Source organism: Escherichia sp. HH41S (assembly GCF_009820115.1).
GTDB classification, from domain to species: Bacteria; Pseudomonadota; Gammaproteobacteria; order Enterobacterales; family Enterobacteriaceae; genus Escherichia; species Escherichia coli_F.
Genome location: NZ_VNXE01000053.1, coordinates 71,760 through 87,438 on the forward strand (window position 1 = coordinate 71,760; position 15,679 = coordinate 87,438).

The window sequence follows — 15,679 nt, forward strand, 5'->3', positions numbered from 1 at the left end:
GTTATCCTTCAACCTGCGTCCGGAGCGATGATTTTGTACGTTTATGAATGAGTCCGGCGCTTTCAAAAAGCCAGTACAACAGTTTTGCGATCATCAGACATGCGCCGAAGACCACGATAAAAAAGACTACGCGTGAGACAAACGAATCCAGCCCTTCACGCGCCAGCACGATCATATTGAAGATCGCCCCGAAGCAGAAACTGTGCAATATCGCAGCCTTATAGCGATTAGTTTCGCGATTGCCCAGTTCATACAGCCAGTCGAACCATTTGATGATCAGTCCAACCACAATCGCCCCGAGCGGGATGAACAACGCGCCGCCCATAACAACCAGTGAGCCTATAAGCGTAGGCGAGATCGCCAGCCCGGAGTGGTTATTCAGCACTTCCCAGGTAAAGTAGTTGGCGGAGTTCAGTACCATACTCGGGCGACCCGGCCACAGCCAGGAAGGGATAAAGACATAGAAATCGCGGACAATGGGAGCCAGGCCCTGGAAGTCGATGTTGTCGTAGTTCTGCAACAGCAATGCCAGATTCTCCCACGGCGAAAAGGTATCGCGGGTGAGATAGAGAAACGTATAGAACGCTTCATCGCCGCTCACATTCATTCCATAGCGTTTTAGCGCCAGCCAGAACATGCCCACAATCCCCAGCACGCCCGCCGCCGCCAGCATCCACAACGAAATCCAGCCGCGAATAATGCCAATAAACAGGAAGATAGCAAATGCGATGATAATATTGGCGCGAGTGCCGCCGACAATCATGTAAGTCAGCAAGCCAAAGGCGACCGTGCTGACGAGGAAAAACAGCCACGCTTTGCTGTCCTGGCGCAGAAAATAAACCACCAGCATCGCCGGGATGAAAAAGTAAAAGAAGCGTTTTAATGCCACGCCGGAGACTTCGCTGGAAAAGATCTGACTGTAAGAATTAAGCCGGAACAGCAAAAAGCCGTTGTGCATGAAGAAGATGCCGACGCTTACCAACGCAATGCCCATCAGGATCACCCACGTGAGATTGGTCTCCACGCGGTTCATGGTAAACAGCGGACGGCGCGGTACATCAGCAACGCGTTTGCGTAGGCGGGTTTTGTAGGTGACATAGTAAACCGCGTAGAAGCAGCCCGCAGAAAGCAACGCCTGCAACAAGATTTCTGGCGGCGCAACACCAACATCAAAGCGAAATACCAGCACGCTGGTCAGCGGGAAGCCGAAGAAAAAGGTGAGCAAAAACAGCAATGAAAAGAAGACATTGAAGTTAAAGCGCACACGGCGAAACTCAAACCAGGTCAGCGTGGCAATAAACAGCGTGCAGAGCAGCCAGACAACAAACAGGCCACTGAATTGCAGCAGACTCATGCGACCTCCCCGGCGGCAATCGCCAACGCCCGCTGCCAGCCTTGTAGAAAGTTAGGGCTAAAGAAGGCAATGGTGTTTTTATCCACCGACGCCAGCTGGCGCTGTGCTTCACGCACAATATCCTCGTTGAGATCGTCGGTAGTAAACAGCACCGGCAAATGCTGTTCCGTCATATCCTGCCAGAACGGATTTTCCCGGTTAAGCACACAAGGAATGCCCGCCTGAATCAGCAAGCACAGCGTACCAATGCCCTGCTGGCGGGCAAAAATAAAGTAACCGAGATCGCACTGACGAAGTAGCGCCAGATAGGCATCAAATTCCAGTTTTTCGCTCAGAACTTGCAGATTTTCTTCGCTGAATAACGCCAGCCCCGCCTGGCGAACTTCATTGATATATGCATCGTTATTGGGTGGATATCCCATCGGCACCACGACTTTTACCGTATTGCCAAATTGCTGATGAACGGCGCGTAAGGCGGCGACATGCTCATTGCTGCGGTCACCGGAGTTCCCCACCAGAATGGTCATTTTCCCTTCACGTTGGCGATCGTTCGCCATCGTATTGAGAGAAGGGTCCATCCGCGTCGGGAAGTACAGCAGTTCGCCCCGCACCTTTGGATGCGTTTTGGCAAAAAAACTCAAATCACCGCGGGTGGCAAATACACAGCCGACTCGCTTTTGCGCCAGACGGCGCAGCGGATAAAAAAGCTTATATCTCAAGCCACTGGAAAGCTCATACAGGTCTGCCCCCCAGATATGCCAGTAAAACTGGCTGGGCTTAATGCCACCACTCAGCAGAGCTAGCCACAGTTTGGGATTGAACTGACCGTGGAAGAAAAATCGCTGCTGACGGTTAGCTTTTGCTTTCGCAATGACCGCTTCCGCCAGCGATTTTTTCCCAGGGAAAAATTGCACAGAAAGCGCCGGACAGCTATCAATTAGGCCGTCGTCCTTGCCAACAACCATAAACTCGCGCGCATTCTCGCTCGTCGCGGCCAGCACGTCGTTGAAAAACTGCAGAACGGTTTGGTTATGGTGAGGGATATCCGATCCCAGTACGTGAATCAGTACAGTCATGCCCGCCTACGCCAGAGTAAAAACACGCCACAACAAAGAGAAAAATAGACGATATAGGTTGCCATATAGGCCTGCGCCGCGCCCAGTGCGCCATGCGCAGGGATTAGCCAGTGGGCAAATACCATCAATAAAGTGAACTGGCTGACTTCCGCCAGAATATAAAACCGCAGTGACGCTTTGGCGATCACCAGATAACCAAAGACATAAGCGCCCACTTTTAATACATCGCCCACCAACTGCCAGGCAAAGAGATCGCGCATAGCGGTAAATTTATTCGACAACAGCAGCCAGATAGCAAAATCACGCAGCAACCAGACGGTAAAACTCGCCACAGCTACCGCCGGTAAGACGAATTTCAGCGATTTAACCACTTCCCGGGTGATATCGCGCTTTTCCGTTAGCCGCGACAACGTGGGCAGCAAATATACGCTGAACGATGCCGTAATAAATTGCAGGTAGGCATCGGAAATACTGCTCACCCCTTGCCAGATACCCACTTCATCCCAGCTATACTGCGCCGCCAACAGTTTACGCATCATAATGTACGCAACGGGCAAGGTCACCGACGTAATCAACGCCATGAGCGTAAATTTGCTCAACTGCCCTGCCAGGCCGTTATCCCAACTGGGTTTCAGATAGCTTAACGGGATGGCACCACGTTTGATCAACATGATGACGGCAGGAATCACCACCAACGCCGGAATCAGCGCCAGCCCCAGCAATGCCCCTTCATAACCACCCAAACGGTAACTGACATAATAAGCGATAACGCCAATCAAGCTGCCGACAATCAGCGATAACGCATTACCAGCGGCATCGCGAAAGCCTTTCATCAACGCCAGTAACAGGTTGCCCCAGGCGATCCCCATTTGCACCAGCGCCACTAAACGCACCAGCCCCACATAGTCGGTATTACCAAACAATCCCTGGCTAATTGGCGCTGCCGCCAGCACAAAAACCAGCGCCATCAGCGTAGAGAAACCAAGCACCATCGCTGATGAAGTGCCGACCACGCGGCGCAGCTGCTGCGGATTATCATGGTACTGGGCAACGTATTTGGTTACGCCATTAAAGATGCCCGCCCCGGCAAGCACGCCGAGCACGGTAATCAACTGGCGGAAATTTGCCGCCAGCCCAAGCCCCGCCGGACCAAATGACACCGCCAGCAACTTACCGACCAGTAACCCTGCACCAATCTTGACCAGTGTACTGGCCGCCGTCCATAAGGACGCTTTTGCCAACGACATATCAGGAGAAGTAATTCAACAAGGTCGCAATTACCGTACGCTGATTGACGGGCGACAGGTTGTAGAACAGCGGCAGGCGCAGCAGGCGCTCGCTCTCTTTGGTGGTGTAGCGATCTTCACCGTGGAACTCACCAAAGCGTTCCCCCGCAGGGCAACCGTGCAGCGGAATGTAATGGAACACCGCCATGATTTCCGCTTCTTTCAGAAAGTTAATCAACGCGCTCCGGTCATCAATATCCCGCAGTTTAATGTAGAACATATGCGCGTTCTGCACGCAGCCATCGGGAATCGACGGCAGCTCGATACGCCCGGCTTTCGCCAGAGGTGCTAACGCATCGTAGTAGTTTTGCCACAGCGCCAGACGTTGCTGATTGATACGATCCGCTGCTTCCAGTTGCGCCCACAGGTACGCAGCTTGCAGATCGGACATCAAATAGCTGGAGCCAATATCGCGCCAGGTATATTTATCGACCTGACCACGGAAGAACTGGCTGCGGTTTGTGCCTTTTTCACGGATGATCTCGGCTCGTTCGATTAACGCTTTATCGTTAATCAGCGTCGCGCCGCCTTCACCGCCCGCCGTGTAGTTTTTGGTTTCATGGAAGCTAAAGCAGCCAATATGACCAATGGTTCCCAGCGCACGCCCTTTATAAGTGGACATCACGCCCTGAGCGGCATCTTCCACCACAAACAGATTATGCTTTTTCGCCAACGCCATAATGGTGTCCATTTCGCAGGCCACACCCGCGTAATGAACCGGCACGATAACGCGCGTTTTGTCGGTGATCGCTGCTTCAATCAACGTTTCATCGATGTTCATGGTGTCCGGGCGAACATCCACAAAAACGATTTTTGCGCCACGCAGCACAAAGGCATTGGCGGTGGAGACAAAGGTGTAGCTCGGCATGATCACTTCATCGCCAGGCTGGATATCGAGCAGCAGCGCCGCCATCTCCAGCGAAGCGGTGCAGGATGGTGTCAGTAACACTTTGGCGCTGCCAAAACGTTGCTCCAGCCACTGCTGGCAGCGACGGGTAAAACCGCCATCGCCACACAGTTTGCCGCTACCCATTGCCGACTGCATATAGTCGAGTTCGGTTCCCACCACCGGCGGTGCGTTAAATGGAATCATGTGATCACCTGTATAACCAGTACGCGGTGCTTTCTACATTCGCACCACTTTGTATGTATCGTTTAAGCGCGGCGGTGTTGCCCATTTGGGTCGCCACCCGCAAAGTTGTTTTACCGCGAGCATACGCCCAGTTTAGCGCCGTTTGCATCAGCTCAGCACCTGCACCGCGTCCAGCCAGCAGGCCAATTCGTGCATCTGTCGCATTGAGTTCCCGTAAAGAGACATAGCCGCGAATATCGCCGGACGCCGCACGTAAAATCAGACATTGATGATCAAAGGTGCCGCGCACGGCATTTTCAATCCACTGCGCATAAAAGCGACCGCTGGCGTCAGGCGCATACCATGGCGCACGAAAACGGCTTTGCGCAAATGCGGCGCTGGCTAACTGACGTAATGCGGGAATATCTGTCTCTTGTGCCACTTCTGCGCCGCTATCACTGACATTGTTCACGGGTAGCGCCAAATCAACTTCACCTTCAACCAGGCAGAATCCCAGCTGTTGCAAGGCATCCAGCTCAACAGTATTTGATGCAGTAATTTTGGCCTGTACTCGTGACCACGTCGCTAAAGCGTCTGGCGTCAGGAGTGGCGCATCAGGAGTGAGATGCACGATAGCGCTGTTAACGCCAAAGAAGGCATTTTCCCAGGCTAGTGGTTCAATACTGGCGCGGACGGGCACGGAGTAACTCCAGCAGATATTGGCCGTAGCCAGTTTTCGCTAATGAACTGGCAGCACGCTTCACACCTTCGTCATCGAGCCAGCCGTTACGCCAGGCAATCTCTTCCAGGCAGGCAATCTTAAAGCCCTGGCGTTTTTCCACCGTCTGTACAAAGGTACTGGCTTCAATCAGGCTGTCGTGTGTGCCGGTGTCCAACCAGGCAAATCCGCGCCCGAGCAGTTCAACGGTCAGGTTGCCTGCCTCGAGGTACATCTGGTTGATGGAGGTAATCTCCAGTTCACCACGCTCCGACGGCTTCACCTGCTTTGCGTACTCCACAACTTTACTGTCGTAGAAATAAAGCCCGGTCACCGCCCAGTTTGATTTTGGCTGTTTTGGCTTTTCTTCCAGAGAGATAGCGCGGAAATTGTCGTCAAACTCCACGACGCCAAAGCGTTCTGGATCCATTACCTGATAGCCAAATACCGTCGCCCCTTGCGTGCGCGCCGCAACATGACGCAGCTTCGGACTGAAGCCCTGGCCGAAGAAGATGTTATCGCCCAGCACCAGACAAGATGGTTCACCATTAAGGAAGGTTTCACCGATGATAAATGCCTGCGCAAGACCGTCCGGGCTGGGCTGTTCGGCATATTCCAGCTGGATACCGAACTCACTACCATCGCCCAGCAGGCGCTGGAAATAACCTTTATCTTCCGGCGTGGTGATGATGAGAATTTCGCGGATACCGGCCAGCATCAGCACCGACAGCGGATAGTAAATCATTGGCTTATCGTAAATCGGCAACAATTGCTTCGATACGCCGCGCGTAATCGGATGCAATCGGGTGCCGGAACCGCCCGCCAGGATAATACCTTTCATGTTTGCCTCCGCTGAGAATTAGCCGTTCAGACCTAAACGCTCACCCTGATAGCTGCCGTCCTGCACCTGCTTCCACCAGCTTTCATTAGCCAGATACCACTGCACTGTTTTACGCATTCCACTTTCAAAGGTTTCCTGCGGCAGCCAGCCAAGTTCACGGGCAATTTTCGAAGCATCAATGGCATAGCGTAGGTCATGCCCTGGACGGTCAGCGACAAAGGTAATCAGATCGCGATAGTGCGCCACACCGTACGGTTTATTCGGGGCCAGTTCTTCCAGCAGCTCGCAGATGGTTTCCACAACCTCGAGATTCTTACGCTCGTTGTGACCACCAATATTATAGGTTTCACCGACTTTCCCGGTGGTCACCACGCAATACAGCGCGCGGGCATGATCTTCAACATATAACCAGTCACGGATTTGCTGCCCGTTGCCATATACCGGCAGCGGTTTACCCGCCAGCGCGTTGAGGATCATCAGCGGGATCAGTTTTTCCGGAAAGTGGTAAGGACCGTAGTTATTAGAGCAGTTGGTGATTAACGTCGGCAGGCCGTAGGTCCGCAACCAGGCGCGCACCAGATGGTCGCTGCTTGCTTTTGAAGCAGAATAAGGGCTGCTCGGCGAATACGGCGTGGTTTCGGTGAAGAAATCATCTGTGGAATGCAGGTCACCGTATACTTCGTCGGTGGAGATATGATGAAAACGGAACGCCGATTTTTTGTCTTCTGCCAGCGTATTCCAGTAAGCCCGCGCCGCTTCAAGCAGTGTATAAGTCCCGACAATGTTGGTTTCGATAAACGCTGCCGGGCCGTCAATAGAACGGTCAACATGGCTTTCAGCTGCCAGATGCATGACGCAGTCTGGCTGATGTTCTGTGAAAACACGCGCCAGTTCTGCCCGATCGCAGATATCAACTTTCTCAAAGGCAAAGCGATCGCTTTGCGCAACCGGTGCCAGCGACATCAGGTTTCCGGCGTAGGTCAGCTTATCGACCACCACCACCGCATCGTTCGTCTCGTTGATGATATAACGCACCAGCGCCGAGCCAATAAACCCGGCACCGCCTGTTATCAGAATCTTTCTCATTAGCGCCAGACTCCTTTGGCATCGACGACATACTGCTGATGGACGTTGTCGCCATTGATAACTTTGAACTGACTATGATCGACCAACATCACCAGCACATCTGCCATTGCCAGCGCCTCGTCAAGCTGCGCCAGAGTACAAAGCCCATTCAGTTTGTTCGGCAACTGGTGAATGTTAGGCTCAACAACCAGCGTTTCGCCGCTGTGCCACTGAGCGATCAATTCAGCGATTTCCATCGCCGGACTTTCGCGCAGGTCATCAATATTCGGTTTAAACGCCAGACCAAAGCAGGCAATTTTCAGCTCACTGGCGCGTTTATCGGTAGCGGCCAGGCAGTCGGCAACCGCCGCTTTGACCTGATCAATCACCCAGAACGGTTTGTGATCGTTCACTTCACGCGCGGTACGGATAAGCCGCGCCTGCTGCGGATTCTGTGCCACGATAAACCACGGATCAACAGCGATGCAGTGGCCGCCCACGCCTGGGCCAGGCTGAAGAATATTGACGCGTGGGTGGCGATTCGCCAGGCGAATCAGTTCCCAGACGTTAATCCCCTGATCGGCACAAATCAGCGACAATTCATTAGCAAAAGCGATATTCACATCGCGGAAGCTGTTTTCGGTGAGCTTACACATTTCCGCCGTTCGCGAGTTAGTGACGACACACTCACCTTCGAGGAAAATTTTGTACAGTTCGCTGGCACGGGCCGAACAAACCGGCGTCATACCACCAATCACGCGATCGTTTTTAATCAGCTCGACCATAACCTGGCCCGGTAACACGCGTTCCGGGCAGTAAGCAATGTTGACGTCCGCCTGCTCGCCCACCTGCTGTGGGAAAGTCAGGTCCGGACGCATCTCTGCTAACCATTCTGCCATCTTCTCGGTTGACCCCACCGGCGAGGTGGATTCAAGGATCACCAGCGCGCCTTTTTTCAGCACTGGCGCAATGGAGCGAGCAGCCGATTCAACGTAAGCCATATCAGGCTCATGATCGCCTTTAAACGGCGTGGGTACAGCAATCAGCCAGGCATCCGCTTCAACCGGCGTCGTGCTCGCTCGTAAAAAACCGCCTTCTACGGCAGTTTTTACTACGCTCGCCAAATCAGGCTCGACGATATGGATTTCGCCACGATTGATGGTATCAACCGCGTGTTGGTTGATATCAACACCAATCACCTGTTTTTGCCGGGAGGCAAACGCTGCCGCCGTTGGCAGTCCAATGTAACCCAGTCCAATGACAGAAATGGTCGCAAAACTCATAGTGATATCCGATTATTTTTTAACGCTTCCAGAATGCGAGAGCATGCCTGACCATCACCATACGGGTTATGGGCGCGGCTCATGGTTTGATATTCGTTTTCGTCTTTTAAAAGACGCGTCACTTCCTCGACGATTCGCTGCTTATCCGTGCCGACCAGACGCACCGTACCCGCCTTCACTGCTTCCGGACGTTCAGTGGTTTCACGCATCACCAGCACTGGTTTCCCCAGCGAAGGCGCTTCCTCCTGAATGCCACCTGAATCGGTCAAAATCAGCCAGGCGTGGTTCATCAGCCAGACAAACGGTAAATACTCCTGGGGATCGATCAGAATGACATTTTTCACGTGCCCCAGAATGCGATTGACCGGCTCTCTGACATTCGGGTTGAGATGCACCGGATAGACAATCTGAATGTCCTGGTGAGTGGTGGCAATGTCTGCCAGCGCATGGCAGATTTCTTCAAAGCCACGACCAAAACTCTCACGTCTGTGACCGGTCACCAGAATCATCTTTTTATCGGGGTCGATAAACGGGTAATTTGCCGCCAGCTCTGAACGCAGCGTGTCGCTGCTCATCACCTGGTCACGCACCCATAACAGTGCATCAATGACTGTATTACCGGTAATGAAGATTCGGCTGTCAGCAACGTTTTCACGCAGCAAGTTTTGCCGGGACGTTTCGGTTGGAGAGAAGTGATACATCGCCAGATGCCCGGTCAATGTACGATTTGCCTCTTCCGGCCACGGCGAATAGAGATCGCCCGTGCGCAGACCAGCCTCAACGTGACCAACAGGAATACGCTGATAAAACGCCGCCAGACTGGTTGCCAGCGTCGTCGTCGTATCGCCGTGAACCAGCACGACGTCTGGTTTGAACTCGGCAAGAATAGGTTTTAGCCCTTCCAGAATCCGACAGGTTATCTCTGTCAGACCCTGTCCTGGCTGCATTATGTTGAGATCGTAGTCAGGTACAATGGAAAAGAGTTTCAGCACCTGATCGAGCATCTCCCGATGCTGCGCAGTGACGCAAACTTTAGCCTCAAAAAAAGGATCTTTTGCCAACGCATGCACCAACGGCGCCATCTTGATGGCTTCCGGGCGCGTACCAAATACAGTCAGTACTTTCACATCGATTCTCTTCGAATAAGCGGCGAGCGCCTTTGCGCTCACCGCAGCAGTGTTGCTATTTCGAGCAACGGCGGGTTAATGCGACACCAGCCCCGATCAGCCCCCCGACAATGCCCCACATAATCATCAGGAAGGCACGACGTGGGCTATCGCGTTTTACCGGTTCTTCCGGCGTACGCAAATAGCGATAGGTCTGAAAACGCGGATCCAGGGTTGGACCAACATTCAGGGTGTTTAACATGGCCCGATTCTGATCATAGTCGAGATCAAAGGCCGGACCGACGGCCTGTAAATTTTCCAGTCGCGCCTGGAGCATTGGGCGCCCAAGCAGGAACATTTCTGAATCAGGTAGTTCCTCGGCAGGTACATCTGTCGCACTGCGCGAAATATTATGCTGCTCAGCAATTTTCAGCGCCTGTTCAATGCTGTTCATCCGGCGGTCGTAGATGGCTTTCGCCACTTCTTCCTGACGCTTCACCTGAGCTTTCATCTGGATGGTACGCGCCGCCCATGCGCCTTTCAGCTCATCATTCAGATGGCTGGCTGCTCGTTGGCTGGCAAACGCAACATACTGACGTAACAGGTTATTAGCGTCAGGCGCGGTTTCGGCAATCAGCTTAACGCTATCATTGACCGCACGCGTGAAGTCACCGGGAATAAACACGATGTTGTTAATCATTTCATCCAGCAACGCCGCATCGGCTTTGCTGTTCCCGACCATCCGCTGTTTGTAATAGTCTGTCTGCAACCAGAAATCGCGGCGGGTATCCCACGAGGCCAGTTGCATAACAAACTCTTTATAGGCTTCATCCATGACCGATGGTTGGTCGGCAGAAGCCATGTTCGAACGGACGTCCAGGTTACGCAAAAATTGCTGCTGCGAGTAGTATCCTCCCAGCATATTCACTGTTGGACGATCGGTAATCGCCGTCGAGCTCCACTCCTGACGAGCAAAAAAAGTATACGCCAGCGCGATTAACGCAAACGCCAGCCCCATGCCAATAATCCACAGCTTCCCAGCCCACAAGGTACGAAACAACCCACGAATATCCAGTTCATTTTCAGCGTCTTCGGCCGGTTTCCCAGGCATTGGTTGTGTCATCACATCCTCATTTATTTGGTTAAATTGGGGCTGCCACCACGATTTCTACGCAGTCTGCGTTTTACGCGCTTAATAAAGCGAGCAACTTTCCAGGCACGCTTAATGCAATATCCATAGAGGAAGAATGCTAGCAAAAAGAGCACCAGCATGACCCATTCCGGGACAAAATGAGAGTATTCTGCCAGCACGCCAATTGAAGCGAGCAGTGCTGCGGCAAGGGTAATCAGCACAAACGCCTGGCGGGAAGTAAACCCGGCACGCATGATCAAATGGTGAATATGCTGACGGTCAGGAGAGAATGGGCTCATGCCTTTACGCAGGCGACGGTACATAATCGCCACCATATCCATTAGCGGAATGGCGATGATCCACAAAGCGGTAACCGGGCTGATGGGATGGGTTTTGCCCTGGGTCGTTTCGAGCAGGATCCAGATAACGGTAAAACCAATCAGCGTACTGCCCGCATCACCCATAAAGACTTTGTAGCGGCGACCCAGGATACCAAGGTTGAGCATGATATAGGGCAGGATGGCGGCGATCATCGCAAAGCACCAGATAGCGAGGCTGGTTTGCCCGTCGAACCACAAAATCATACCGATTGCTGCAAACGAGACGCAGGACAACCCGCCCAGCAAGCCATCAATGCCATCAACCATGTTGAAAGCATTAATTGCCGCCCAGACGGCAAATAGCGTCAGGAAGTAGCCAAACGGTCCGAGCACCATCTCCCAGGAGCCAAAGATATAACCCAGGCTACTGAGATAAAGTTTGCCGAACACCATCATAACAATGCCAACAGCGGCCTGTATGGTGGCACGGATTTTTACGCTGATATCAAAACGGTCATCCAGCGCACCGATGAACACAAGCACACCGGCACAAGCGAGATAGAGAGATGCATGCGGAATATAATAATCGACAATTCCGAACGTGAAGCAAATCCCTGCGTAAACCGAAATACCCCCAACGAGAGGTATCAATCCCTGGTGACGTTTGCGGAAGTTAGGTTTATCCACTAAACCGACTTTTTTTGCTACCTTTCGGGCAAAAAACAGAAACAGTGTCGTGAATAAAAAAATACTGATGAGATCAGTACTCACTGTCAGTAAATTCACAATGCATGCTCTCAGAGAAAATTATTAGCAGAAGTATAACCACGAAGACCTTTATTCAGAAGGGAAAGTCCGTTCCGAACCCACCAGTCCTGTGCAAAAATTAATCATTCGATATGCAAATTGCATAACACACGAGCAAAACCCAGGAATTTTCCTAACATTGCCAGTGCGGCAATAAGATTACAGATATAAAAGCAAAACGCCACGTAAACACGTGGCGTTTTTGGCATAAGACAAATTTATGAGCGCTTCATCATTTCGAAGAAATCGTCATTGGTCTTGGTCATCGCCAGTTTATTAATGAGGAACTCCATGGCATCGATTTCGCCCATCGGGTGAATGATTTTGCGCAGGATCCACATTTTCTGCAGCTCTTCCTGAGTAGTGAGCAGCTCTTCTTTACGGGTACCGGAACGGTTGTAGTCGATTGCCGGGAAGACGCGTTTTTCAGCGATCTTACGAGAGAGGTGCAGTTCCATGTTGCCTGTACCTTTAAACTCTTCGTAGATAACTTCGTCCATCTTGGAACCGGTATCGATAAGCGCGGTAGCGATGATGGTCAGGCTGCCGCCCTCTTCCACATTACGCGCCGCACCGAAGAAGCGTTTCGGGCGATGCAGGGCGTTGGCATCCACACCACCGGTCAGCACTTTACCTGACGCCGGAACAACGGTGTTGTAAGCACGCGCCAAACGAGTGATGGAGTCGAGCAGAATGATAACGTCTTTCTTGTGCTCAACCAGGCGTTTCGCCTTCTCGATCACCATTTCCGCAACCTGAACGTGGCGAGATGCGGGTTCGTCAAAGGTGGAAGCAACAACTTCACCTTTTACCAGACGCTGCATCTCGGTGACTTCTTCCGGACGTTCGTCAATCAGCAGAACCATCAGCACACAATCCGGGTGGTTGTAAGCAATGCTCTGGGCAATGTTCTGCAGCAGCATGGTTTTACCAGCTTTCGGCGGTGCCACAATCAGACCACGCTGACCACGACCGATAGGTGATGCCAGATCCAGTACGCGAGCGGTTAAATCTTCAGTAGAACCGTTACCACGTTCCATGCGCAGACGAGAGTTTGCGTGCAGCGGGGTTAAGTTCTCAAAGAGGATTTTGTTGCGGGCGTTTTCAGGTTTGTCGAAGTTAACTTCGTTAACTTTCAGCAGCGCAAAATAGCGTTCACCTTCTTTCGGCGGGCGAATCTTACCAGAGATGGTATCACCAGTGCGGAGGTTGAAACGGCGGATTTGGCTAGGAGAAACGTAGATGTCATCAGGACCGGCGAGGTAGGAGCTGTCTGCGGAACGGAGGAAACCAAATCCATCCTGCAATATCTCCAGTACGCCATCACCAAAGATATCTTCGCCACTCTTTGCGTGCTGCTTCAGGATGGCAAAAATAATGTCCTGCTTACGCATACGAGCCAGGTTTTCCAGCCCCATATTTTCGCCGAGAGTGATCAGCTCAGAAACCGGCGTATTCTTTAATTCGGTAAGATTCATAGTGGTGTGAGTTCTTAAACTTGGGGTAAATCTCGAACTTAATGTTGTGAATGGTATGGCAGGATCATCCATGCCTGTTTACGGTCATCGACTCATGTCTTTTCGCTGCCTGGTCACAGGAGAGTACGCAGAACTGAAACGACAAGACGGATTGAGTGACGAGCCAGAAATCTGTTCACTTCGCATTTAAGATAAAACGGGAAGCGTTGGAAATTACAAGATTCAAACTTAATAAGGTATGTTTAATACGAAGTCAACACTAAGTTAGCATGACTCACGCCGGGCGTCCAGTTTTTAGCGACGGGGCACCCGAACATGAAATTCCCTTACGCCAGGTTAGCGTCGAGGAACTCTTTCAACTGACCTTTAGACAGTGCGCCCACTTTGGTTGCCGCCACTTCACCGTTTTTGAACAGCAGCAGAGTCGGGATACCACGGATGCCATATTTCGGCGCAGTGCCAGGGTTTTGATCGATGTTCAGTTTTGCAACGGTCAGTTTGCCCTGATATTCGTCAGCGATTTCATCCAGAATCGGGGCGATCATTTTGCACGGACCGCACCACTCTGCCCAGAAATCAACGAGGATCGCCCCGTCCGCTTTGAGTACATCCGTGTCAAAACTGTCGTCAGTCAGGTGAATAATTTTATCGCTCATATATAACTCCACAGGAATAAGCCTGGCGTGTTGGTTTCGTTGTTGGTGTAACATTAACCAACTAAAGGTTGACTTTATTTCACCGGATACGCTTTCGTAAAGCAATAGTAAGCTGATATTCTACCACACTATGAGCAAAACACATTTAACAGAACAGAAGTTTTCCGACTTCGCCCTGCATCCGAAGGTTGTAGAAGCCCTTGAAAAAAAAGGGTTTCATAACTGTACGCCCATTCAGGCACTGGCCCTTCCGCTGACGCTGGCGGGTCGTGACGTAGCCGGGCAGGCGCAAACCGGTACCGGGAAAACGATGGCGTTTCTTACGTCAACGTTTCATTATCTTCTCTCTCATCCCGCGATTGCCGATCGCAAGGTGAATCAGCCGCGTGCCTTAATTATGGCACCGACGCGTGAACTTGCCGTGCAGATCCACGCCGATGCGGAGCCACTGGCGCAAGCTACCGGCCTGAAGCTGGGTCTGGCTTACGGTGGTGATGGCTACGACAAACAGCTGAAAGTGCTGGAAAGCGGCGTTGACATACTGATTGGCACCACGGGTCGTTTAATTGACTACGCCAAGCAGAACCACATTAACCTCGGTGCCATTCAGGTGGTGGTACTGGACGAAGCCGATCGCATGTACGATCTGGGCTTTATTAAAGATATCCGCTGGCTGTTCCGCCGTATGCCGCCTGCAAACCAGCGCCTCAACATGCTGTTCTCCGCCACGCTTTCGTACCGGGTACGCGAACTGGCATTCGAGCAGATGAACAATGCCGAATATATTGAAGTGGAACCGGAACAGAAAACGGGCCACCGTATAAAAGAAGAGCTTTTCTACCCTTCTAACGAAGAAAAAATGCGTTTGCTGCAAACGCTGATTGAAGAAGAATGGCCAGACCGAGCGATTATTTTCGCCAACACCAAACATCGTTGTGAAGAGATCTGGGGCCACCTGGCGGCAGATGGTCATCGTGTCGGTTTGTTGACAGGCGATGTCGCGCAGAAAAAACGTCTGCGTATTCTTGATGAATTTACCCGTGGCGATCTGGATATTCTGGTTGCCACCGACGTTGCCGCGCGTGGTTTGCATATTCCGGCAGTGACGCACGTCTTTAACTACGATTTACCCGATGACTGTGAAGATTACGTTCACCGTATTGGTCGTACAGGTCGCGCAGGAGCAAGCGGTCACTCTATCAGCCTGGCCTGTGAAGAGTATGCATTGAATTTGCCTGCTATTGAGACCTATATTGGTCACTCAATTCCGGTAAGCAAATACAATCCGGACGCATTGATGACCGATCTGCCAAAACCGCTGCGCCTCACACGCCCGCGTACAGGTAATGGTCCGCGTCGTACTGGCGCTCCGCGTAATCGTCGTCGTTCAGGTTAAATAAAAAATGTCATACTCAAAATCATTCAAACTGTATCAAGATGGCAAGAGAGTTAATCCCAATGAACTTACTGTAGTAAGTGATTCGG

The 15,679-nt window shown here is 51.9% G+C and carries 15 protein-coding genes; 1 reads left to right on the forward strand and 14 read right to left on the reverse strand.

Features of this window, described 5'->3' with window-relative positions:
- Position 1: 1 nt before the first annotated feature.
- The 14 genes from wzyE to trxA all read right to left on the reverse strand — a co-directional run bounded on the left by wzyE (position 2) and on the right by trxA (position 14,194).
- The gene (gene wzyE, locus FQZ95_RS09190; RefSeq protein ID WP_000055132.1) at positions 2-1,354 is read right to left on the reverse strand and encodes an ECA oligosaccharide polymerase; all 1,353 of its coding nucleotides are present in this window, start codon (positions 1,352-1,354) and stop codon (positions 2-4) included.
- Positions 1,351-2,430, reverse strand: a complete 1,080-nt coding sequence (gene rffT, locus FQZ95_RS09195) for a TDP-N-acetylfucosamine:lipid II N-acetylfucosaminyltransferase (protein WP_160530122.1) — start codon at positions 2,428-2,430, stop codon at positions 1,351-1,353. The genes wzyE and rffT overlap by 4 nt, the downstream gene beginning before the upstream one ends.
- A complete protein-coding gene (wzxE, locus tag FQZ95_RS09200) occupies positions 2,427-3,677 on the reverse strand; it encodes a lipid III flippase WzxE (protein ID WP_000050278.1) in 1,251 nt (416 codons plus the stop codon). Before wzxE ends, rffT begins: the two co-directional genes overlap by 4 nt.
- A 1-nt stretch (position 3,678) precedes the next feature.
- Complete coding sequence (gene rffA / locus FQZ95_RS09205; protein WP_000612044.1) at positions 3,679-4,809, reverse strand: dTDP-4-amino-4,6-dideoxygalactose transaminase; 1,131 nt, start codon at positions 4,807-4,809, stop codon at positions 3,679-3,681.
- Positions 4,810-4,813: 4 nt separating this feature from the next.
- Complete coding sequence (gene rffC, locus FQZ95_RS09210) at positions 4,814-5,488, reverse strand: dTDP-4-amino-4,6-dideoxy-D-galactose acyltransferase (RefSeq protein WP_105277630.1); 675 nt, start codon at positions 5,486-5,488, stop codon at positions 4,814-4,816.
- Positions 5,466-6,347, reverse strand: a complete 882-nt coding sequence (gene rfbA / locus FQZ95_RS09215) for a glucose-1-phosphate thymidylyltransferase RfbA (RefSeq protein WP_000676063.1) — start codon at positions 6,345-6,347, stop codon at positions 5,466-5,468. Before rfbA ends, rffC begins: the two co-directional genes overlap by 23 nt.
- Before the next feature lie 18 nt (positions 6,348-6,365).
- Positions 6,366-7,433 (reverse strand): dTDP-glucose 4,6-dehydratase, encoded by a 1,068-nt coding sequence (rffG, locus tag FQZ95_RS09220; protein WP_160530123.1) that lies wholly within the window; start codon positions 7,431-7,433, stop codon positions 6,366-6,368.
- Positions 7,433-8,695, reverse strand: coding sequence for a UDP-N-acetyl-D-mannosamine dehydrogenase (wecC, locus tag FQZ95_RS09225; protein ID WP_160530124.1), 1,263 nt, complete (start codon positions 8,693-8,695; stop codon positions 7,433-7,435). Before wecC ends, rffG begins: the two co-directional genes overlap by 1 nt.
- The gene (gene wecB / locus FQZ95_RS09230) at positions 8,692-9,822 is read right to left on the reverse strand and encodes a non-hydrolyzing UDP-N-acetylglucosamine 2-epimerase (protein WP_001364316.1); all 1,131 of its coding nucleotides are present in this window, start codon (positions 9,820-9,822) and stop codon (positions 8,692-8,694) included. The genes wecC and wecB overlap by 4 nt, the downstream gene beginning before the upstream one ends.
- Positions 9,823-9,877: 55 nt before the next feature.
- A complete protein-coding gene (gene wzzE, locus FQZ95_RS09235) occupies positions 9,878-10,924 on the reverse strand; it encodes an ECA polysaccharide chain length modulation protein (RefSeq protein ID WP_001355381.1) in 1,047 nt (348 codons plus the stop codon).
- A gap of 11 nt (positions 10,925-10,935) precedes the next feature.
- Entirely contained in the window at positions 10,936-12,039 is a 1,104-nt protein-coding gene (wecA, locus tag FQZ95_RS09240; protein WP_001050960.1) for a UDP-N-acetylglucosamine--undecaprenyl-phosphate N-acetylglucosaminephosphotransferase, read from the reverse strand.
- Between the two features lie 239 nt (positions 12,040-12,278).
- Entirely contained in the window at positions 12,279-13,538 is a 1,260-nt protein-coding gene (gene rho / locus FQZ95_RS09245; RefSeq protein ID WP_001054527.1) for a transcription termination factor Rho, read from the reverse strand.
- Positions 13,539-13,622: 84 nt separating this feature from the next.
- Entirely contained in the window at positions 13,623-13,724 is a 102-nt protein-coding gene (gene rhoL, locus FQZ95_RS09250) for a rho operon leader peptide RhoL (protein ID WP_001295255.1), read from the reverse strand.
- Between the two features lie 140 nt (positions 13,725-13,864).
- Positions 13,865-14,194 carry a thioredoxin TrxA gene (gene trxA, locus FQZ95_RS09255; protein WP_001280776.1) on the reverse strand — a complete coding sequence of 110 codons (330 nt, stop codon included), beginning with the start codon at positions 14,192-14,194 and terminating at the stop codon, positions 13,865-13,867.
- Between the two features lie 130 nt (positions 14,195-14,324).
- Here trxA and rhlB point away from each other — a divergent pair, with 130 nt between their 5' ends.
- On the forward strand, positions 14,325-15,590 hold the full coding sequence (gene rhlB / locus FQZ95_RS09260) for an ATP-dependent RNA helicase RhlB (RefSeq protein ID WP_000047508.1): 1,266 nt from the start codon (positions 14,325-14,327) through the stop codon (positions 15,588-15,590).
- Positions 15,591-15,679: the final 89 nt, after the last annotated feature.